The 21,565-nt window shown below is 45.2% G+C and carries 24 protein-coding genes and 2 pseudogenes; 22 read left to right on the forward strand and 4 right to left on the reverse strand.

The features are described 5' to 3' along the window. Positions 1-11 precede the first annotated feature (11 nt). From JCM19039_RS17410 to JCM19039_RS26730, 13 genes and pseudogenes are all read left to right on the forward strand, one after another. Positions 12-962: pseudogene (locus JCM19039_RS17410) on the forward strand (extracellular solute-binding protein); the annotation flags it as partial. A gap of 69 nt (positions 963-1,031) precedes the next feature. Beyond that, a complete protein-coding gene (locus JCM19039_RS17415; RefSeq protein ID WP_238545116.1) occupies positions 1,032-1,928 on the forward strand; it encodes a carbohydrate ABC transporter permease in 897 nt (298 codons plus the stop codon). Further along, on the forward strand, positions 1,925-2,752 hold the full coding sequence (locus JCM19039_RS17420) for a carbohydrate ABC transporter permease (RefSeq protein ID WP_042398810.1): 828 nt from the start codon (positions 1,925-1,927) through the stop codon (positions 2,750-2,752). The genes JCM19039_RS17415 and JCM19039_RS17420 overlap by 4 nt, the downstream gene beginning before the upstream one ends. Positions 2,753-2,775: 23 nt before the next feature. Then, positions 2,776-3,834: a Gfo/Idh/MocA family protein gene (locus JCM19039_RS17425; RefSeq protein ID WP_042429586.1), complete on the forward strand. Its 1,059-nt coding sequence runs from the start codon at positions 2,776-2,778 to the stop codon at positions 3,832-3,834. Between the two features lie 124 nt (positions 3,835-3,958). Then, complete coding sequence (locus tag JCM19039_RS17430) at positions 3,959-4,654, forward strand: GntR family transcriptional regulator (protein ID WP_042398813.1); 696 nt, start codon at positions 3,959-3,961, stop codon at positions 4,652-4,654. Between the two features lie 6 nt (positions 4,655-4,660). After that, positions 4,661-5,578 carry a hydroxyacid dehydrogenase gene (locus tag JCM19039_RS17435; protein ID WP_052398903.1) on the forward strand — a complete coding sequence of 306 codons (918 nt, stop codon included), beginning with the start codon at positions 4,661-4,663 and terminating at the stop codon, positions 5,576-5,578. Next, on the forward strand, positions 5,575-6,486 hold the full coding sequence (locus JCM19039_RS17440; RefSeq protein WP_042429587.1) for a dihydrodipicolinate synthase family protein: 912 nt from the start codon (positions 5,575-5,577) through the stop codon (positions 6,484-6,486). Before JCM19039_RS17435 ends, JCM19039_RS17440 begins: the two co-directional genes overlap by 4 nt. Further along, the gene (gene gucD / locus JCM19039_RS17445) at positions 6,483-7,955 is read left to right on the forward strand and encodes an alpha-ketoglutaric semialdehyde dehydrogenase GucD (protein ID WP_042429636.1); all 1,473 of its coding nucleotides are present in this window, start codon (positions 6,483-6,485) and stop codon (positions 7,953-7,955) included. Before JCM19039_RS17440 ends, gucD begins: the two co-directional genes overlap by 4 nt. 2 nt (positions 7,956-7,957) lie before the next feature. Next, on the forward strand, positions 7,958-9,127 hold the full coding sequence (locus JCM19039_RS17450; RefSeq protein ID WP_042429590.1) for a mandelate racemase/muconate lactonizing enzyme family protein: 1,170 nt from the start codon (positions 7,958-7,960) through the stop codon (positions 9,125-9,127). A 20-nt stretch (positions 9,128-9,147) separates the two neighbouring features. Next, positions 9,148-10,140 (forward strand): tripartite tricarboxylate transporter substrate binding protein, encoded by a 993-nt coding sequence (locus JCM19039_RS17455; protein ID WP_042429594.1) that lies wholly within the window; start codon positions 9,148-9,150, stop codon positions 10,138-10,140. A 17-nt stretch (positions 10,141-10,157) separates the two neighbouring features. Then, positions 10,158-10,622 (forward strand): tripartite tricarboxylate transporter TctB family protein, encoded by a 465-nt coding sequence (locus JCM19039_RS17460; RefSeq protein ID WP_042429596.1) that lies wholly within the window; start codon positions 10,158-10,160, stop codon positions 10,620-10,622. A 12-nt stretch (positions 10,623-10,634) separates the two neighbouring features. After that, complete coding sequence (locus JCM19039_RS26725) at positions 10,635-11,450, forward strand: tripartite tricarboxylate transporter permease (RefSeq protein WP_052398904.1); 816 nt, start codon at positions 10,635-10,637, stop codon at positions 11,448-11,450. Further along, positions 11,398-12,131, forward strand: a pseudogene (locus JCM19039_RS26730) (tripartite tricarboxylate transporter permease). Before JCM19039_RS26725 ends, JCM19039_RS26730 begins: the two are co-directional and overlap by 53 nt. Positions 12,132-12,297: 166 nt before the next feature. On the opposite strand, the gene JCM19039_RS17470 reads toward JCM19039_RS26730, so the two are convergent. The 4 genes from JCM19039_RS17470 to JCM19039_RS17485 form a co-directional block, all read right to left on the reverse strand. Next, the gene (locus JCM19039_RS17470; protein ID WP_042429598.1) at positions 12,298-12,543 is read right to left on the reverse strand and encodes a hypothetical protein; all 246 of its coding nucleotides are present in this window, start codon (positions 12,541-12,543) and stop codon (positions 12,298-12,300) included. Beyond that, positions 12,515-12,910: a hypothetical protein gene (locus tag JCM19039_RS17475; RefSeq protein WP_152550256.1), complete on the reverse strand. Its 396-nt coding sequence runs from the start codon at positions 12,908-12,910 to the stop codon at positions 12,515-12,517. The genes JCM19039_RS17470 and JCM19039_RS17475 overlap by 29 nt, the downstream gene beginning before the upstream one ends. 20 nt (positions 12,911-12,930) lie before the next feature. Next, entirely contained in the window at positions 12,931-13,122 is a 192-nt protein-coding gene (locus JCM19039_RS17480) for a hypothetical protein (protein WP_042429606.1), read from the reverse strand. A 142-nt stretch (positions 13,123-13,264) separates the two neighbouring features. Next, positions 13,265-13,456 carry a superinfection immunity protein gene (locus JCM19039_RS17485; protein WP_042429609.1) on the reverse strand — a complete coding sequence of 64 codons (192 nt, stop codon included), beginning with the start codon at positions 13,454-13,456 and terminating at the stop codon, positions 13,265-13,267. A gap of 275 nt (positions 13,457-13,731) precedes the next feature. On the opposite strand from JCM19039_RS17485, the gene JCM19039_RS17490 reads away from it, so the two are divergent. From JCM19039_RS17490 to JCM19039_RS26915, 9 genes are all read left to right on the forward strand, one after another. Next, entirely contained in the window at positions 13,732-14,886 is a 1,155-nt protein-coding gene (locus JCM19039_RS17490) for a ParM/StbA family protein (protein ID WP_238545117.1), read from the forward strand. 13 nt (positions 14,887-14,899) lie between these two features. After that, positions 14,900-15,241, forward strand: coding sequence for a hypothetical protein (locus JCM19039_RS17495; protein WP_042398841.1), 342 nt, complete (start codon positions 14,900-14,902; stop codon positions 15,239-15,241). A 175-nt stretch (positions 15,242-15,416) separates the two neighbouring features. Next, entirely contained in the window at positions 15,417-15,593 is a 177-nt protein-coding gene (locus JCM19039_RS24560; protein WP_193744278.1) for a hypothetical protein, read from the forward strand. Between the two features lie 488 nt (positions 15,594-16,081). Continuing rightward, on the forward strand, positions 16,082-16,363 hold the full coding sequence (locus tag JCM19039_RS23970) for a hypothetical protein (protein ID WP_152550257.1): 282 nt from the start codon (positions 16,082-16,084) through the stop codon (positions 16,361-16,363). A 515-nt stretch (positions 16,364-16,878) separates the two neighbouring features. Further along, positions 16,879-17,814 (forward strand): ABC transporter substrate-binding protein, encoded by a 936-nt coding sequence (locus JCM19039_RS17510; RefSeq protein ID WP_042429620.1) that lies wholly within the window; start codon positions 16,879-16,881, stop codon positions 17,812-17,814. Next, positions 17,811-18,818, forward strand: a complete 1,008-nt coding sequence (locus JCM19039_RS17515) for an iron ABC transporter permease (RefSeq protein ID WP_042429624.1) — start codon at positions 17,811-17,813, stop codon at positions 18,816-18,818. The genes JCM19039_RS17510 and JCM19039_RS17515 overlap by 4 nt, the downstream gene beginning before the upstream one ends. Before the next feature lie 25 nt (positions 18,819-18,843). Continuing rightward, on the forward strand, positions 18,844-19,167 hold the full coding sequence (isdG, locus tag JCM19039_RS17520) for a heme oxygenase (protein ID WP_042429626.1): 324 nt from the start codon (positions 18,844-18,846) through the stop codon (positions 19,165-19,167). A gap of 65 nt (positions 19,168-19,232) precedes the next feature. Then, on the forward strand, positions 19,233-19,916 hold the full coding sequence (isdC, locus tag JCM19039_RS17525; RefSeq protein ID WP_042429629.1) for a heme uptake protein IsdC: 684 nt from the start codon (positions 19,233-19,235) through the stop codon (positions 19,914-19,916). A 77-nt stretch (positions 19,917-19,993) separates the two neighbouring features. After that, positions 19,994-21,565 (forward strand): NEAT domain-containing protein (locus JCM19039_RS26915; protein ID WP_042429631.1); only part of this gene is annotated, 1,572 nt, incomplete at its 3' end.

Genomic DNA, 21,565 nt, shown 5'->3' on the forward strand with positions numbered 1-21,565 from the left:
TTGAGGCAGGCAGTGTTATGTCCCTTGATCAAACGGATGTTGATTTTGACCAGTATTTGGATGTCGCTCTTGACAATGCCACATTCGAAGAAGAAATCTATGGTGTGCCTTTAGGCGTTTCCCTCACGTTATTTTTTTATAACACCGGAATTTTTGAAGAATTAGAGTTGGATACTCCAAAAGACTATGACGAGTTCATCACTGTCGTTGAAACGTTAAGAGATAATGATTATTATCCATTGGCTTTAGCAAATCAAACGGGGTGGACAGGCGCTTATTATCAGGAGTATCTTGTGAATCGCTTAGCAGGTGAGGGATTATATGATGATGCATTGCAGCGTGAGGGCGCAGGTTTTGATGACGAGAATTATGTAAGGGCCAATGAGAAAATCCAAGACCTCGTCGACATGGATGCTTTTAATCCAGGATTTAATGGCATTCCATATGATGCGGGCCAAGGCAGACAATTAATGTACTCAGAACAGGCAGCCATGATGTTAATTACCACATCTTTTCTGAATAACGTAAGAGATGAGGCACCGCAATATGAAGATGATCTCGGAGTATTTCCTTTTCCAACCATTGAGGGTGGGGAAGGTGACGGATCGAACCTCCTGGGATCCGGAGCTCCGGTTTGGTCAGTGTACGAGGATACAGAACACGAGGAGTTAGCCATCGAGCTTATTAAAGAATTGAGCAACGAAGAGACATCCATAGATTATATGGATTCCACAGCGAGTATGTCAGCTTATGAAGGACTACAGTCAGATGACGCATTTGTACAACAATTTATTGATCTGCTCCAAGATGCCAATTATTTAGGCATGCCTTATGATCAAACGATGCCGCCAAGTGTTGCTCAAGTACATTTAGATGCTGCGCAAGAAGTGTTGGGGAATACGTTAACACCTGAAGAAGCAGCTGATTTAGTCGAGGAAGCAGCTCAAAATAGTTTGGATTAGTAGGCCCAATATATCATAGAGAGCACCAAGCTCTCTATGATATATGGTTTGCGAATAGGAGGGAGAAACTTGATTAGTTCAAAGAAAAAGAGAATGAATGCATGGACCATACTACTTTTTATCCTTCCGGCATTACTTGTCTATGTTGTGTACGTGGTCTACCCGATTATTACCACGTTTAACTACAGCCTCTTTGATTGGAGCGGTTTGAGTGCTGATACGACGTTTGTCGGTTTAGGAAATTATGTATCACTGTATATGGACCGAATATTTTGGCTCGCCTTGCAAAATAATGTATTAATTGTGATGGCTTCCGTACTATTGCAAATTCCACTAGGGTTAATTATGGCACTCATCCTTTCAAGCTCAATAAAGGGACGACGTTTTTTCAATGTAATGTTCTTTTTGCCATATTTAATGTCCACCGTTGCCATCGGCCTCCTTTGGATTTACATGTTCGATCCAGTGAACGGACCAGTTAATCAAATTCTCATGTGGTTAGGATTTTCCCCAGTTTCGTGGCTCGCCGATCCTGCAATTGCCATCTATGCCGTTTTATTTGTGATCATATGGCAATTCTCGCCATTTTACATGATTTTGTTTCGCGCAGCCATTGTTGGGATTCCTGACGAATTGTACGAGGCAGCCGATATTGACGGTGCGAACTCAAAAAATAAATTCTTCTACGTTACGTTGCCTACATTAATTCCGACGATTGTCACATCATCCATCCTCGCCATCGTAGGTTCTTTAAAAGCTTTTGATATTTTCTACATTATGACAGGTGGAGGACCTGGTCATGCCACAGAAATACTCGGTACATATATGTACAAACAAGGCTTTATCAACTTTAGCATGGGGTATGCAAGTGCGATCGCCTTTACGATGTTCGTTATCGCTTTTGTCTGCGTAGTAATCATTCAAACGTTAGAGTACTTGCGCAGAAAGAGAGGGATCTTATCATGAAAAATAAACGTGGAAAACAAATTCTTGTTTATATCGTTGCCTGTATTTTCTTAGTATTTACTGCGTATCCATTTATTTATATGATCTCAACATCATTAAAAACGATGGATGACTTTTTTGCTAACCCGTTTCGAATGATACCTGGCGAATTTACGCTCGATCATTATTTCTCCGTTTTTGAGATGGGTTTGGCTCAATATTTCTTAAACTCAGTAATGATTACGGTAGCGGCTGTTTTCATTGTCGTCATCATCGCCTCGCTTGCCAGTTATCCTTTAAGTCGTATGTCTTTCAGACTCAATCGGCCGTTGTTTCTCTTCTTTATTGCAGGTATGATGCTTCCCATTCATGCGACGTTAATTCCGATATTTGTTCTGTCACAAGACTTAGGGATTTATGATACGTTACTTGCATTATTGGGGCCTTATGTGGCGTTTAGTTTACCGATTTCAATCTTTATTTTAACGCAGTTCATGCAAGACATTCCTAAAGAATTGGAAGAAGCCGCAGTGATTGACGGAGCTAATCACTTCGCAACTTTTCGGCGAGTAATTTTTCCTGTCATCAAGCCAGCTGTATCCACCGTTGTCATTTACAATTTTGTGTTTCTTTGGACCGAGTTTATATTCGCGTTAATTCTCATCACATCGCCATCACAAATGACGTTACCTTTAGGTTTACAAAACTTTTATGGGGAGTTCTCCATTAATATTCCAGGATTAATGGCAGCATTGACTCTGGCAAGTCTACCTGTCATCCTCATGTTCTTATTTGCACAAGAACGTGTTGTCAAAGGGTTAACAGGTGGGGCATTAAAGGGATAATTAAAGAAAAGGAGAATCAAAATATGGAAAAATGTAAAGTTGGAATTGTCGGATGTGGAAACATCAGTGAAATCTATTTAAAGAATCTAACGGCTAGTGAAGTGATTGAAGTTGTTGCAGTAGCTGACTTGCAAAATGAATTGGCTGAGAAGAGAGCCGCTCAATTTCAAATTCCAAATGTGCACACTTTAGACACGATTCTCCATGATGAAGAGATTGAGCTCATCGTAAATCTTACCCCTCCGTCGGCCCATGCAGAGATTGGATTGAAGGCATTACATGCAGGAAAACATATCTATTCAGAAAAACCTCTCGGATTAACAGTAGAAGAAGGCAAATCATTGATCAGAACTGCAAAAGAACGCAACCTCCGGGTTGGATGTGCACCAGATACGTTCTTAGGAGAAGGAATTCAAACCGTTAAATCCTTGATAGATCAAGGAGTCATAGGCAACCCTGTAGCAGTCAATGCGTTTATGCTTGGAAAAGGCCCTGAAAAATGGCACCCAAACCCGGAATTTTTCTATCAGCCAGGGGGAGGGCCGCTTTTTGACATGGGGCCATATTATTTAACGACAATGATCTATCTGCTTGGAGACGTGGACCGAGTGAGCGCATCGGCGGGGATTTCCTTTAAAGAGCGGAAAATTGGCAGCGGTTCGTTAAAAGGACAGAAGATAATGGTCAATACACCAACGCATATTGCGGGAACATTGAATTTCAAAAGCGGTGCGATTGGTACTCTTGTTACTAGCTTTGACATTCAGGCTTCAACATTGCCCCGCATTGAAGTGTATGGTTCAGAAGGTACGATTGTTGTACCGGATCCCAATCGCTTCGCAGGCACAATTCGCTATAATCAAGGTGATGAATGGGAAGAGGTGCGCACGCAAGCTGAAGAAACGACCAATTTGCGTGGAGTTGGCGTAGAAGATCTGGTTCTTTCGATTATAGAAGGTGCACCTCACCAAGCTTCTGGTGAGATGGGGATGCAAGTGCTTCAAGTGATGGCAGGATTGTTAGAGGCTGCTAAAGAAGAGAAAACCGTTTCTATACGTAAGAGAATAAACAGCATAGTGTAGGATGTAACCGCAGCTGGAAAGGAGCTGCGGTTTTTGCGCAAATTGTTTTGACAAAAAAAGAATCTTGCTTTATTCTGTGATATATCAGATATTATATTTCATAAAACCAACTGGGGATGATGGCATGACAGAACGAAATGAAGCATTCTTCTCGGTCGATCCAAACTTGGTTAAATCTTTGCGAGAGCTTGTCGTGGAGAAGATTCGAGAAGGAATTGTAAGCGGATACTTTGAAGAGGGAGAGCACTTAAAAGAGCGAGAGATTTCAAGCATGATGGGCATTAGTACGACGCCGGTGAAAGAAGCGTTTCGTATCCTTGAAAATGAAGGCATGCTCGTAACGGTTCCTCGAAAAGGCACGTTCGTCTCTGAGTACGCATCTACGTCGATTGAGGAAATCTTGCTGTTGCGAGCGTCGGTGGAGTCTCTTTGCGCACGTTTGGCTGCGCTGAAGATGACGGATGAGGAATTAAATGAGCTTGAGCAACAGATGCTCATTATTGAAGGCCTTCATAATAAAGGGGATTCAGAAGCGTTAATTGAACAGAATTCCATTTTCCACCAACAAATTATTGATGGAGCGCGCAATGTGATGATGCACAATATATTGGGCAATCTGCGAAATATTGATAAAGCGTTTCGGAAACGAGCATTAAAGATTGAAGTCGAGCGTGAGGTTGGTTTCCAAGAACATTACGCTGTATTTGAAGCGATTCGTGCGCGAGATCCGGAACGAGCAGAAGCCACCATGAAGGCGCATATTCTACGAACGAAAGATAACATTCTTGCTGCTGAGCAGCATCGGAGTGAAAAAGGATGAACGTACTTGTACCACAAACCATCCACTGATGGCATTGACTATTTAGAGCGTCATGGGCTAGAGGTGACTGTTCTTCCTCAGGATACTCCGGCACAAGTAGCCAAGCACATTGTCTCCGCGGATGGAGTGCTCATACGGACAACGCCATTGCCGAAAGACATTCTACAGAAGGCACCTCGTCTAAAGGTTATAGCAAGACATGGCATCGGGCTAGATGAAATTGACCAAGCGTACTGCGTTGAGAAGGGCATCGGTGTTTACAATACGCCTCGTGCGAATGTGAATTCTGTCGCTGAACATGTTACCGCGTTTATTCTCTCGCTTGCACATCGAATTCCAGAGGCGGTTCACGCCTTGCGAAGAGATGACTATGCGAGCCGCAATCGCCTCATTGGGATGGAGGTGGCTGGGAAGACACTTGGATTAATTGGGTTTGGGAACATTGCGCAGGAAGTGGCGAAGAAATGCGGTACGGGGCTTGGAATGAAGATCGTCGCTTATGATCCTCAAAAAGAGACGTTTCCCGATGGTGTTGAACACGTTCATACGCTCGATGCGCTTGCGAGGCGGTCTGCTTTTGTATCGGTTCATGTCCCGTTACTTCCGACGACAAGTAACATGATTGACCGCACGTTCTTCGATGCGATGCAGCCGGCAAGCTATTTTATTAATGCAGCGAGAGGCGGAATTGTAGATGAAACGGCACTGATCGAAGCGATAACTTCTGGGAAGCTTGCAGGCGCGGCACTCGATTGTTATGCCGAAGAGCCGATGCCGGTTTCTTTTCCACTAAAAGGTTTGGACAATGTTTTATTAACGCCTCACATGGCCGCTCACACGGAGGATAGTATGCGGGCGATGGCAGTAGGAGCAGCGGAGGCAATTGTCCGCGAATTAATTTCTGAAAAGGGTGAGGATTCATGACATTATCGAGTAAGCTGGAGACGATTTCCGGCATTCCGATTACACCGTTTCGGCAGTCGGATGGCGGAATTGATTGGAATCATTATGAGGAGACGTTGAACCGTATTGTTGAACAGGGCATTGAAATTGTTGTTCCTTGTGGCAATACGAGCGAATTCTATGCGTTATCGCTTGACGAGGCGAAAGAAGAGATTCGACGTACGGTGGAAATTGTGAATGGTCGCGCGCTTGTAATGGCAGGTATTGGGTATGCGGTGCCGACAGCTATTGAACTTGGGAATTATGCGAAGGATGCAGGTGCCGATATGGTCATGATTCATATGCCGGTGCATCCTTATGTGACGTCTGGCGGTGTGAAAGCATATTTTCAAGATATTATTGAGGCCATTGATTTTCCGACTGTCGTGTATTTTAAAGACCCGGAAGTCTCTGATCAAGTACTCGTTGAGCTTGCACCATTGGAGCATTTTATCGGTGTGAAATATGCGGTGAACAATTTGCCTCGTTTTGCGAAAGTTGTTCGATCAGTACCGAAAGAGCACGGGGTGACATGGATCTGTGGGACTGCGGAGAAATGGGCGCCATTCTACTGGAATGCTGGAGCGAAAGGATTTACGTCAGGGCTAGTGAATATATTGCCAGGCAAGGCACTTGAGATGTTGGAGGCACTTCGACGTGGCGATGAGTCATTGACGTGGAAGTTGTGGGAAGAGATTCTTCCTTTTGAAGATTTGCGTGCAAAGTACAACCAAGGAAACAATGTGGTTGTCATTAAAGAAGCGATGGAAATGATCGGTCAAAATGCCGGGGTAACAAGAGCACCGGTCGACCAGCTAAATGACGAGGACAAACGGCTCGTTGAAGAAATGCTTCAAAATTGGAACTTGTTACAACCAACGAAAGGATGAGGACGTTGACGGTAAAAACAGATGTTGTTTATGGAAACTATATTGCAGGCAAATGGCAAGAAGAGCAGGGAGAAGCAATTGCAAGCATCAACCCGTCCGACATGCATGAGGTCGTCGGGTATGTTCAGAACTCGAGCTCTGACACGGTCAATCAAGCTGTACGTGCAGCGGACGCAGCAGCACGTGCGTGGCGAAAGCTCTCTGGTGCCGAACGAGGAAACTACTTATACCGTGTGGCAAATGTACTTGAAGAACGGTTGGATGATATTGCTGAGACGTTGGCAAGAGAAATGGGGAAGACGCTGCCGGAGTCAAAAGGGGAGACGGCTCGCGGAGTTGCCATTCTTCGATATTATGCTGGTGAGGGGATGCGGCCAGAGGGTGACGTGATTCCTTCTACAGATGCGGATGCGCTTATGTTCTCAACACGCACGCCACTTGGCGTCGTTGGTGTGATTACGCCTTGGAATTTCCCGGTAGCGATTCCAGTATGGAAAATTGCTCCTGCGCTCATTTATGGGAATACGGTCGTGTTTAAACCAGCCACTGAAGCAGCAGTAACGGCTGCGAAAGTGATGGATTGTTTTGATGCGGCAGGACTGCCAACGGGTGTCATCAATTTTGTGACCGGAGCAGGTCGGGTCATTGGCAATGCTATCGTGGATCATGAAGCGGTACACGCTGTGACCTTTACTGGGTCTGAAGGGACGGGCCGTACGATTGGACGAGCAGCCGCCGCACGCGGTGCAAAATACCAACTAGAAATGGGTGGCAAAAATCCAGTCATTGTTGCTGAGGACGCCGATCTTGAACTGGCAGTGGAGGCGACGATTAGCGGTGCGTTTCGCTCCACGGGTCAAAAGTGTACCGCGACGAGCCGAGTAATCGTTGCAGAAGACGTATATGAAGCGTTTCAATATCGTCTATTACAGAAAACCGAGGCAATTCAAATCGGCAATGCTGTAGAAGATGGGGTGTGGATGGGGCCATCGGCAAGTGAAGCACAGCTGAATACAGTGCTTGATTACATTCAAGTCGGAAAAGATGAAGGTGCGAGATTACTGTTGGGCGGAAATCGCTTAACGGAAGGTGCATATGCGTCTGGATACTTTGTTGAACCGACCATTTTTACAGATGTACAGCCGGAGATGCGCATTGCTCAAGAGGAGATCTTTGGTCCAGTCATTACGCTAATCAGAGCGAAAGACCTTTCTCATGCGCTAGAGGTTGCCAACGATAATCGGTACGGTCTCAGTGCATCAATCTTTACGACGAACATTCAGAAGATGCTCACGTTTATTGATGATATGGATGCAGGACTCGTCCGTGTAAATGCCGAGAGTGCAGGTGTTGAATTGCAAGCACCATTCGGAGGAATGAAGGCATCCAGCTCACATTCGAGGGAACAAGGGCAAGCAGCAAAAGAATTCTATACATCGATTAAAACTGTATTTGTAAAGGGGTCATGATGATGAGAATTACGGATGTAAAACTTACAGCGATTGGTATCCCTCGTTTAACAGGATTTGTGAACAAGCATGTGATCGTACAGATTTTTACAGATGAAGGGGTGGAGGGTATTGGTGAGATGTCCGATTTCTCCCATCTTCCAAAGTACTCCGTCGATATCGTGGATTTGGAACGGACGTTAAAACAAATCCTCATTGGAAGTAATCCCTTTGACATTTCTCCAATTAACGTTGAGTTAAATGGGAATTTCCCTGAAGCGATGTATTACTATGAAAAAGGCAGTTTCATCCGCAACGGTGTGGATACGGCTTTATATGATGTGTGTGCAAAAGCGATGAACGTATCGGTTTCTGATCTTTTAGGTGGGCGTATTCGAGAGAAGATGAAAGTTTGCTTTCCGATATTCAGACACCGCTTTATGGATGAGGTAGAGGAGAATATTGCGTTAGTTAGAAAGCAATACGAAAAAGGGTTTGATGTGTTCAGGCTTTACGTTGGCAAGAATGTCGATGCTGACGAGGCTTTTCTCGATCGCGTGTACAAGGAGTTTGATGGCAATGTACGTATTAAGTCATTTGATTTTAGCCATCTTCTTGATTGGAAAGATGCTCTGCGAATTACTCGCAGGCTATCTAAATATCCAGTCGATCTTATTGAGAGTCCAGCGTTTCGTAACGATTTTGAAGGATTGCGTCATTTCCGGTTGCAATGCGAGCTTCCGGTGAGTGAACATGTATGGAGCTTACGTCAGCAATACGAAATGATTAAACAAGATTCTGTCGATATTTTTAACATTGCTCCTGTGTTTATTGGAGGAATGACATCTGCTAGAAAAGCAGCTGATGCAGCTGGTGTAGCGGGGAAAAGTGTACTCATCGGCACAACCCAAGAATTGTCAATTGGCACGACAGCGATGGCTTATTTCGGCTCAACGCTGGACAATTTAAACTACATTTCAGATCCGACAGGACCAGAGTTATACGTTGGTGATGTTGTAAAGACGAAAGTTCATTATGAAAACGGTTACCTTCATTTACCGGATCGCTCTACAGTCGGTCTAGGGATGGAACTTGATTGGGATCAAATTGAGCAATATCGTGTGGAAACATTAAGTTGGGACGATGTTTCTGTACATCAACTCCAAGATCGTACCGCTCAAACACGTGTATAAACGGAGGAGGAATTGACGTCATGCCATCGTCTTCACGTAAGTTGGTTTTCATAACTTTAATGCTCATCACGCTCATTCTCACTGGATGCACCAGTGAGAATGAGGCGGCAGTATCTGAAGCAGCGATTGAAAGTTATCCAAATCAAACCATTGAACTGTATGTACCGGCTTCACCAGGAGGACAATCTGATGCTGGAGCAAGAGTACTTGCCCGTCACATGGGAAAATACATGGACAGTGATTTCGTTATTGTTAATCAAGATGCTGCGGGTGGTGCACTCGCATTTGAAAATGTATTCCGTGCTCCTAGTGATGGCTACAAATTGCTGTATTACCACCAAGCTCTTCATACGAGTTACGCGGTAGGCCAACTTGATTATCCTGCACTTGATATGCAACCAATTGGAACATTTGCCGGCATTAACCAAGTGTTTGTCACCCGAGCAGATGCGCCGTGGGATTCACTGAATGAACTTGTTGAAGTGGCGAGACAGGAACCGTATGGCGTGCTTTATGGCGGACAAATTGGCGGAACGACACATTTTATGGGCGAGCAGCTCAGTCAAGTTGCAGATGTTGATATTAAAGTGCTCGACGTTGGTGGAGAGTCCGATCGCATGACAGCACTACTCGGTGGACAGATTGATTTTGTATCGACGGGCATTGGGAATGCGATCAATTATGTGAACTCAGGAGACTTTAAAGCACTTGCCGTGCTCTCGGAAGAACGTGACCCTCTTGCACCTGACGTGCCGACAGCACTCGAGCAAGGGTACGACGTACAATTTCCGATCGTTCACACACTGTATGGTCCTTCTGGATTGCCAGATGAAATTGTCGAGCAATGGAATGAAGCTACCGTCCAACTTTCAGAAGATGAAGAGTACATCGAGGATCTTGCGACTACCTTCCAAAATCATGTGCTTATGGATCAGGTTGAAGCGGCCACGTATAACGAAGAAGAGCTAAGAAAAGCAGAGGACATAGCAGAACAGTTATTTACCGACGATTAAGGTAAGGGGGGATTGGAATGACAAAAAAAGACCGTTGGATTGGCCTTTGTGTACTCGGTGTTGGCATTTATATGATATTGGAAACGCTTACAATGAATTATATGAATCTTATGGATGACCCAGGTCCTGTCTTGCTGCCACGAGTCGTCGGAAGTGCTCTTGCACTTTGCGGGGCAGGACTAGTAATTGGAGGAATCAAAGCGACACCTAAAGAAGAGAAGACACCCGAAAAGAAAGCAATGGAAAGAAAGATGTTCACAGTTTTTGGTGCTTTAGTTGTTTATGCAGTCGCATTTCCCATTCTAGGCTACTTGCTTAGTACCTTTCTCTTTTTAGCCGGTACAATGCTTTATTTAGCGAACAAAAGAACAGGTGCACACACGATCAAAGTGGGTGTTGCATCAGCAGCACTTACTTTTGCATTGTATTGGGTATTCACGGAATACTTAGATGTTATTTTACCAAGTGGATGGTTCGTATAGGAGGTGTAGGGAATGGATGTATTATTGCAAAGTATGAGTAGTATGTTTACGCCGATGGTTATTGTTCTCATGATTCTGGGTGTGTTTATCGGTCTCATCTTCGGCACGGTTCCAGGATTAACGTCAACGATGGGCATGGCCTTGTTTGTTCCATTTACGTTTACACTCGAACCGGTTCAAGGGATCAGTTTCCTAATTTGTCTTCATCTTGGTGGCGTTTCAGGTGGGCTTGTTGCCTCCACCTTGCTAGGTATTCCCGGTACACCATCGTCCATTGCGACAACATTTGACGCGTACCCAATGGCGAAAAACGGTCAGCCCGTTCGTGCACTTGGTATTGGTGTCATTGCATCTTTAGTTGGGGGAATTCTAAGCTTTATTGCTCTAGCGACGATTTCTCCTATTATTTCAAGGTTTGCCGTACAAATGGGTCCTTTTGAATTTTTCGCACTCATCTTCTTTGCTTTATCTTTACTCGCTGTGCTAGCGCAAGGCAGTATGCTAAAAGGCATCACTGCGGGATTTATTGGACTGGCGATTGGTATGGTCGGTTTTGCCCCTGTTGATGGCCTTGAAAGATATACATTTGGTGTTTTAGAGCTTAAAGGTGGCATCGCTTTACTGCCTCTTATTATGGGACTATTTGCGATTGCACAAATCCTATCAGAAATTCGCGCTGGAGATAAGAGACAGGAAATGAACTTTAAGGTAAAAGGCATCGGCATAAAGATGGCGGAATTTTTCGCGAATAAATGGAACCTTGTTGCGCTCTTCGGTGATTGGAATTGCCTTTGGGATTTTACCGGGCCTTGGAAGTGGGACGAGTAACCTTGTTGCATATGCTCAGACAAAACAAGCTGCGAAGGACAAAGAGAAATTTGGCAAAGGGGCTCCAGAAGGTATCTATGCCTCGGAGTCGGCGAACACAGCAGCGTTGGTGGATCTTTGATCCCGATGCTTACCCTTGGTATCCCTGGAGACACTGTAACTGCAATATTACTCGGTGGATTTATGATCCACGGTATTCAGCCAGGACCTTTGTTTTTCGCTGAAAATCGAGATATTGTAAATGTTGTATTTATTGCATTCTTTGTGGCCATTTTCCTTGTGTTACTTTTCCAATTATTCGCCATGAGGTTCTTCACCCGTGTTCTAATGGTTCCAAAAGAATATCTCTTTCCTGCAATTCTCGTCTTATGTTTTATCGGGGCGTTTGCAACGAATTCATCCTCATTTGATATTGGTGTGATGCTTTTCTTCGGAGTGATTGGGTACATACTGCTACGAAGTGGTTTCCCAATAGCTCCGCTCATATTAGGGTTTATTTTAGGTCCTTTGCTAGAGACTTATTTACGCAGGGCTCTCATGTCGACTGGGGAAGTGACGGATTTCTTTACACGCCCGTTCTCGGCAATATTCATTTTGTTAGGTATTGCTTGTGCAGTGTATACACTCGTAAATGAAATTCGTTCCAAGAGAAGTAAGCAAGCTCCTAGCGTTGGTATGTAAATAACAAGGCCATGAACATTTGATCATGGCCTTGTTATATAATGGACCGTCATTCCTTCACAAAATCAACGGCAAAGGTTGCGCTTGCCCCCATGAAGCGATGCAGCCGATCGTTTCGGTGAGTGATAACTGGTCGCTGTTAAAGTTGAACGTAATCACGCACGGTTCAAAGCCGTCGTATTGGACGGTGTAGGTCGCAGTATCGACACCTCGTACCGATTGCAGCCACGCCGCCCATTGACAGAACGGTTTCAAATTCAAACGCTGTGTCAGTCACGTTCCAAATATTCATGTTCCCAAAATTGCTCACCCATGTCCCTTCAATTGCTGGAGGAGCGGCTTCAAACGGGTCTTCAACGGCTTCCTCTGCGCTTGTATCCGTATCAGAAAAAAATGCTCGTCGGTATATCATGCATCACGGGCTCAGCACCTTCTGTGTATCCATAAATTCCTCGTTCGGCACTTTCGGCGACGAAAATCGTCTCACTAGCATCCTCAAATTCTCCGAGCACGTCATCTTCGGGATGGTGGTTATGAATATAGTATTCAAAGCCTTCAAGACTCACCTTGAAGGGTCCTAAATCTTCCTCATAATTATACCCTGAAAATACCCATGCATCATCCTGAGCTTCAAACATGAGGGTGGCCTTTCCTGACACAACGGGACCCGCGCCAAACGCATAGTAGGAAACTGACAACTCTTCCTCATTTACGTCGTGCACGTCGGTCGCAATGAGCGCCTCAGCACGGTCCAACCCTGGGTGCCCGTGGGCGAGCACCTCCTCAAATCGGCCACTTTCTATCCAATTTTGCTCTTCTCGAGAGCGTACAGTTCGGTCATTAAACGATCGTACACGTCGAGTGCATCATCCATATGTTCTTCTGGAGTACGTTCGACCGGTTCTTCTTCAGTTTCTTCAACCTCGGGTTTTTCGACCGCACTTGCGGTATCTTCTTCGAGCTCAGCATCAACGGAACAACCGGCAAGCACGAGCGAGGCTATGAAGATGGCGACGATTCCGCAAGAGTTTTTTCATAGATGTTCTTCCTATATATGAATAATATGTAATGTGAATATGACATAATACCTACATTTGTGCAACGGAACATAAAAAAGGCACGCCGAAGCGTGCCTAATCTTTGAGCAATGCCCAAACCAATGAGCCGACCCAACCAAGAAACGTCCATCCTGCTAATAGATTCAAAACAAGAATGGCAATCTTATTTTGCTTGTTTCTCGCAAAAGCAATAATTGTAGGTACGAAATAGACCGCAACCCCGATGAGGGCGCCGATCGCAAGTAATAGGAATAGAAAAATTTCCATGGTGTCACTCCTTCTCTTATTATTTCGGCGGAAAGAAAAGGATTTTCAGCCCGAATCTCGAAATGAATGTAATGAACATCATGTTGGGGCACAATGTCGAAAAAGGAATCTTTTTTAAATCTTTTGTCGATAGTCTTGAAAACTACGATAAATTTCTCATTCCATTTCCTAGTAATATTCAGTATGATATTCCATAAGGAAACCATAGAAAAAGTTTAAAAGAATCCTTTATGGTTTCTTTTGACAAATATGAACGATAAAAGGAGAGCTGAATGATGCTAATCGCAGCCGATCTCGGAAACTCAGAAACAAAGGTATACATTGATGATGTCTTTATGAAACAGCCGTCGGTCATTAAACGACTTTTCTCTAAACCAGAAAACCAAGAGCAAGATGTCGAGAAGTCGATGACGAACCTCGACGAAGAACTACTCGTCAACGTCTCTTCCACGTCGATTCGACATGACGGACTGTTCATGATCGGCAAGCGCGCAAGCCGCTCGTCTGATGTCGAGAACATGAACATCAAACTCGGCAATAAGTACAAGCATGACTTACCGATCGTCGTGCTGCTCGGCATGGTCGCGAGCCACGAAGTGAAGAACCACTACAACGAGAAGAACGAACTACCATCTTTCCTTGAGGTGAACGCCAAACTATCAACGGCAATTCCTGCAAGTGAGCATACGAACGAGAAAGCAGACAAGCTTCGCGCGAGACTGAGTGACCATAAGCATAACGTCACGCTTCACGTTGGCGAACAACAAGTCAACCTCGTCGTATCTTTTGACGAAGTAAATGTGACGCAAGAAGGGATTCCAGCGCTGTATGCACTAAGAGGAGCAAATAGCGATATTTTAAGTGACTACGCGAGTCTGTATAGCTACAACGGTTCTCAAGAAAAACTGGACAAGTTCCCGAAAAAGCTTGCTGAGAAAAATATCGTCCACGTCGATATTGGGGATGGTACCACTGAATTTAATTATACAGAAAAACTAAATCCAGTCCTTGATTTGAGTGACGGTCAGCGTTTTGGTGTCGGTCATGCGACGCAAGAGGCGATTCGTCTTTTGAAGGCGGAAGTTGGCGGATATTTGGAGTTAAATCGTCAGCAGTTCATGGACATTCACCGCGACCGCAACAATACGCTCCATAAAGATGCTGTGCAGAAGCTCCGCGAAGCGAAGTATACGCAGTCTCGGTTGTTGCTTGAGGCGGTTCAGGAGAAAGTGTTGCAAACGGCGGGTCGTGTGAATTACATCATGGTATATGGTGGTGGCAGCATTCAATTTAAGCAAGAGTTGTACGAGGATCTCGTTGATTTTGCTGAAGATGCGAAGCTTGAAGTCATTTGGGTGCCAGAGCAATTTGCGATTAACATGAACGTTGATGGTTTGAAGATTCTCAACGAAAAAGTACTCTATGTATAGGATGTGATTCCGTATGAGAAACAGTTATACATGGAAGCTGAACAAAGAAGAGAACGCTGAAAAGATCAATGAGTGGCTAGATTCCCAGAAGAACATCCGCGACTCGTTGTCCTTTGCCGTGCAGCTCATGCAGCAGCACCTCGGCAACGTTGACATTCGCAGCTTTGAGAACGCCAATGAACTGATGAGGCTTTTCCAAGAAGCTCAAAGTGCCCAACCCCAAGCCGAAAAAGAAACCGCCGCTGCGAGTGACTCCGCTCGCCCCGACCGTCGCCATATCCCGTCTCCTTTTGAAGAAGAAGACGACGACTGGGCTGGCGTCATCGACAAAGGTGCTCTATTCGGCAGGAAATAAACGAAAAAAGGCACCCCACTCTGGGGTGTCTTTCTTACGTTCGGTGCCGTCTGAATGTGTCGTTCTCTCCAATCTCAAGTATAGCGACTGCAGTATTTTTTTGAAAAGGATGGTTCTCATTTATGTTACAAGATCAAGCAATGTCCATTGACGGAGATTGAAAAGATAATAGCAAATGATTGCAAACAAAGAACCAGGTACGGAAAAAATCAGTGGCAAAGTTCCGGATGGGGCGGTAGATAGTATGCGAACTGTACTAAAGAGCGCGATGGAACGTTGTAAAGGAGCGGCAGCGCTATTGGTTCATGAGTGGACGGGCATTTTGATGAAAACGGCTGAACGCATTGAATAAGATCTAGAGGAAGTCACAGAAATTATGGCGACAGAAGGCATCAAAACAATCAATGAAGCCTGAGAGGAGTTGGCACGAACAGTGGAAACGATCTGAATCTCGGCAAAGGAAGCGAGAACGTTTACAGGGGAGACCTTGGCAAGAGCGACCGTCACCGATATTCATTCAGCTTGGCGGCATTGTTATCGCGCATAAGGTAGCCCCGGCGTTTGCAGCCGGAAACGCAGTCATCTAGAAGCCGACATCACAAACGCTTTTGACTAATTCGAAAGCTGTTGGAAGCGGATTTGCCGTCTCACATTTTGAATGCTATTACCGGTAGTAGTTGCGAGATCTTACCGCTGTTGCTTCAAAGCCTGATGTGCATATGGTTACATTTACCGACGGTGCTACAGCAGGAAAGTAAAATTCGAAAAAAGCACAGAGCTTGGCTCGAATTATCCGCCGCTCTCGACACAGCTGCATAAGCAGCTGTTTCCTGGGACAAAATGAGTAAAATCACAGAGATCGGTAGGGTCATTACGAAAGAAAAAGCAGAAAGTACCATCGTCAACCTTGAGCGTGTCGAGCGTGAAGGGGCTGACGTTTTGTGCGACGGTACGTGCAAAGACTGTTTGTATAAACATGGAGTCATCGGCCTGGTCGCTTTCCTGCATACCTCTTACAATTATAATAAAGCGATTTCGCTCACCAAAGAGCAGGGATGTTCACGAATGATCTCCGCAACGAGCACCGCATGGTCAGTAATCTGCAACTTAAAGGCGCCATGATTAATGAAAACGTCGTTCTGAGGCGTGAAAAACACCGAAATCGGCCGGCGAAGACCACGTTCCGCATTAGAAGACATGACCGAGACGAGAGTCGTGGGCTTCAAGATGGAAGAATATAAGCAGAGGAATTTTTAAAGCCAGATGTGATGTAGGTGATCACATCTGGCTTTTTTGTACCGCAAATAATTCTATTTTTTGTTTTAAAGTGCAGGGTTTCTTCGGTCTAGCTTCAAAAAATATACTGTTTAGCCTATGATATGGCACGTTTTTGCGAAAACCTACTCTACTGCAATGTAATAGAGCTGCGGGTACTTACCAAATGTTATTATATGGTGTTTGTTTTTATCTTCAAAATTATAAAAATAACAAGGAAGAGCTATTCGAATTTTGGTTAATTTTGACTTGAACCCACTTAAATTATTAGAAAAATTTCAAAATCTAATTGACAATGATTATCAATATCGTTTAGTGTTTATAATTGATAACGATTATCAATATCATTTAGGGAGGGGAAGATGAGACGTTTGTTCCTTTGTGCCTGCATGCTGTTTATTCTATCTGCATGTGGGTCCACCGCCACGCTTGAAACAACCGATGATTTTTCAGAGAGTATGGGTATCACTGATTTTTCTGGTCGGACTTTGCATTTCGAAGAGCCCCCTGAACGCATCGCAGCCCTCGGTAATGGGGAGCTGGACCTTATCTATGCATTGGGCGGAGAGGCCGTTGGGCGACCTTCGAGCGACAACATTCCAGTTGAGAAAGCTGAGGGTTTGGAGCCGGTTGGAACTACCCATGAGTTGGATTTGGAACGGCTTACACTCGCTGCTCCCGATCTCGTCATTGGTAACAGCCCTATGAATGAGAAAGATATAGCGACAGTCGAAGGCATTGGTGCTGAAATGCTGTTAACATCTGCAAATGCTGTTGAAGAGATACAAGAACAAATTACATTGCTCGGCCAGGTGCTTAATGCGGAAGCCGAAGCAGAAAGCCTGCAACAGGAAATTGAAACGACAGTCACACAGCTTGGAGATAATCCTCTAGCATCTCCACCACGCGTCCTGCTCGTGTACGGTGCGCCGGGTTCCGTTATGGTCGCCCTGCCGAATTCTTTGGCTGGTGACATTCTGGAATTGAGTGGAGGCGAGAACATCGCAGCGGATTTTGAGCAACTGGACGCCTTTCCGCAGTATGCAACGCTACATCCGGAACGGATTATCCAGGCTGAGCCGGACTTAATTTTATTTATGGGACACGGTCACGCAGAAGCGGCAAAGGACAGCTTTCTTCTTGAAATGGAGCATCATTCAACATGGGCGTCTTTAGAAGCTGTTCAGCAAGAGCGATTTGAAGTCCTGCCTGAAGATTTGTTTGGCACAAACCCTGGCAGCCGAATTACGGAAGCGCTCCAACATATGAGGGATGAGCTGGAAGCGGTTAAATCATGACGTATGAAGTTTTAAAATCAAACCGGTGGAGATGGTCGTTAACGATCAGTTTGCCCGTCTTGCTTATTGGTGCGATGGCCGCTTCTATGGCCTTTGGAGCTGTATTTATCGGTCCTCAGTCTATGTACGACATAATTCGTGGGGATGGTGATATGACGCTCCATGCTGTAGCGTGGAACGTCCGCATGCCAAGGATTATACTGGCTGCACTTGTAGGTGCTGCTTTAGCAGCTTCGGGAGCCATACTTCAGGGGGTTATGCGCAATCCTCTTGCTGATGCAGGCATTATTGGCGTTACCGCCGGCGGAGGGCTTGCGGCTACGATTGCAATGGTCGCGCTGCCTCAGTTTGCTTTTCTGCTACCGCCATTTGCTTTTCTAGGAGCTCTACTGACTTCACTCACGATTTATGGGCTGGCATGGAGCGGTGGTGCTTCTCCGTTGAAAATTATTTTGAGCGGCGTTGCGATTAATGCATTGCTCGGTGCGATGCAAAGTGGAATTATGATTATTTTCAGCGACCGTGTGCAGTCTGTTCTTCCTTGGTTGGCTGGCGGACTTCAAGGTCGAGGATGGCATCATGTTGAATTTGTGCTACCTTATCTCGTCGTCGGTTTAGGATTGACCTTTTTCTCTGCACGCTCGCTTAACATTTTGACACTTGGCGAACAGTCGGCCATTGCACTTGGAACACGCCTTGAGCGTAGTCGGTTGGTCTTAATTGTTCTCGCGTCATTGCTTGCAGGCGCAGCCGTTAGCGTTTCCGGCTTAATTGCGTTCGTCGGGCTGCTCGTTCCTCATGCCATTCGCCTACTCTGTGGCCCGGATTACCGGTACTTACTACCTCTATCTATGCTAGGCGGTGCTTTGCTTGTCGTTGTGGCCGATACGATGGTCCGTACTTTGTTTGATCCACTCGAACTGCCAGTTGGCATTCTGCTGGCTGTCATTGGTGCACCTTGGTTTTTATGGATCGTACGAAAATATATTCCTGGTAGATCATAATTTTATAACTTGAGGAGGTTGGATAATGGTCATTGTCCAAAATAAAACGCTAATTACTAAGGGAAATGGAGATCTGCTCGTAGAGCGCTTCAACAAAGTTGGCCAGATTGAACATGCAGAGGGATTCCTGGGATTAGAAGTATTAACCAACATGAAAAGCAAAGAGCAAGATGAAATCGTGATCAGCACACGCTGGGAATCGAAAGATGATTTTTATTTGTGGACGAAAAGCCAGGCTTTCCGTGATGCACATAGCGGAAAAAATAAACGCCCAGATTACATTATCGGCAATGAAGTATCATTCTTCTCAGTTGATGTTGTCCGCATGCCGATTGCCCAGGCACTATAATAGCTGTCTCGTTTTCCAAACTGAATGATTTTCTGCCTTATATTTGAAAGGAGCCATCTGTTTCTATGAAACATAAAATCTTAATTGTGGCACGAATATTCTTTCTTTCGTTTTTAGCCTTTAGCCTATACGTGCCATCTGCTTCTGCCCAGATGGCAGAAGGTACTTATACGATCGACTATACGGTAATGCATTCTAGCGATCCTTCTGCCTCAATTGCAAATGACTATTGGGAAAAACCAGCCACGCTCTATGTAGAAAATGGATCAATAACTGCTGAGATGACGATCAATCATAGCGATTGGATCAAAGAATTTCATATAGAAGGCAAACCAGTTGAAGTCGTGTCTGAAGATTCCGATGCGGATACACGCGTCAACCGTTTCAATATAGACGGTATCGATAGCATGACGGAGGCGTTTATTCATGTCATTGTCCCAGACATTAATTATGACCATACCTATACAATCCGCTTTGACTTTGACGAAGAAAGCCTAACTGCAATTGATGACGGAGACGACAATGAGAACGAAGAATCTGGAAGTAGCAGCACAGGTCAAAGTGGTAGTGATGCAAGCGAGGGAGGAAGCGAAACGCAAAACAGAGGCACAGAATCCACTTCTACGAGTGGGGGCACTGGGGAAGAGAGCAACCCTGAAACGAGTGACCATACTCCCATCGCCGGGCTGACCGTGCTGGCTTTAGTTGCATTCGCTGGCTTGTTCGGTAGCCGCTTAATTCGCACGTGAGGAAATGGCCCGGAGTTCGAGGCACGTTCACGCCCGGGCCGCCCGTTTTATTAAAAATAATATAGGAGATTGATGCAATGAAAACAGGACATCGTTTCATTCATAGTTTTTTTGCTTTCTTTCTTGTGTTCTCGCTGTTCTTTCCTGCATTAAATCAAGTGGCCTCTGCACAGGAAGCAATTCCCGACGGTTCTTATGAAGTCGATTTTTCCGTGCTGAAAGATGGTACAGATGAAGTTTCCGTGATGGACGATTATACGAAAAAGCCCGCCGTTCTTCATGTGAATCAAGGGAGTTACACCATTGATTTAACGATTAAAAACGCCAACTGGTATGAGGATTTTACCGTTCAGGGTGATCGACCGCAGGTGATTTCAGAAAACCCGGAAGCCAATGAGCGTACAGTTCAATTCCAGACAGATGACCCTTCCAGCAAAACGGATGCATGGGTTCATATTATCGTTACAGGTATCCCAAGTTTTAATTACGACAACATGTATGACGTCCAAATCGACTTCGACGTAGACAGCATAGATATCAGTGAACCAGGCACTGAAGAACCGGGCACTGAAGATCCAGGCATCGAGGATCCAGGCACTGAGGATCCAGGCACCGAGGATCCAGGCATTGAAGATCCAGGCACTGAAGATCCAGGAACTGAAGATCCAGGCACTGAGGATCCAGGAACTGAAGATCCAGGCACCGAGGATCCAGGCACTGAAGAACCGGGCACTGAAGATCCTGATATAGACGAGCCAATCACACTCGAAGACGGTTCGTACACAATCCCTTTCGAAGCGAAACACGCTGAGGAAGATCGTGATTCTGCGATGAGCCGTTACTTAGTGAACCCAGCATCATTGGACGTTGAGGATGGCGAGCAGACGATTACGCTGACGACAACTGACAGCCATCAAATTACATCTTTAAAAATTGAACAAGATGGCACGTATACAGAGGGTGAAGTCATCGCTGAAGACGAAGAAGAAAATACGCGCTCTTATGCGTTCACCGTCGATAATCTTGATGAGGAAATTGCCGCCCAGGTTTCTATGCGTGTACAGGTACCTCCCGATGTGTATGAGAACACGCAGTATTTCCGACTGATCTTTGATACCGATGGCATCGAGCAGGTAGAGGAAGATACCGATGAACCGGGTACAGACGAGCCAATCACACTCGAAGACGGTTCGTACACGATCCCTTTCGAAGCGAAACACGCTGAGGAAGATCGTGATTCTGCGATGAGCCGTTACTTAGTAAACCCAGCATCATTGGACGTTGAGGATGGCGAGCAGACGATTACGCTGACGACAACTGACAGCCATCAAATTACATCTTTAAAAATTGAACAAGATGGCACGTATACAGAGGGTGAAGTCATCGATGAAGACGAAGAAGAAAATACGCGCTCTTATGCGTTCACCGTCGATAATCTTGATGAGGAAATTGCCGCCCAGGTTTCTATGCGTGTACAGGTACCTCCCGATGTGTATGAGAACACGCAGTATTTCCGACTGATCTTTGATACCGATGGCATCGAGCAGGTAGAGGAAGATATCGATGAACCGGGTACAGATGAGTTGGATAACGGCCTTTACAGCATTGATTTCACAGTACTGAAAGACGGTACGGATGAGACGTCGGTA

Source organism: Geomicrobium sp. JCM 19039 (assembly GCF_000698145.1).
Taxonomy (GTDB): domain Bacteria; phylum Bacillota; class Bacilli; order Bacillales; family Marinococcaceae; genus Geomicrobium_A.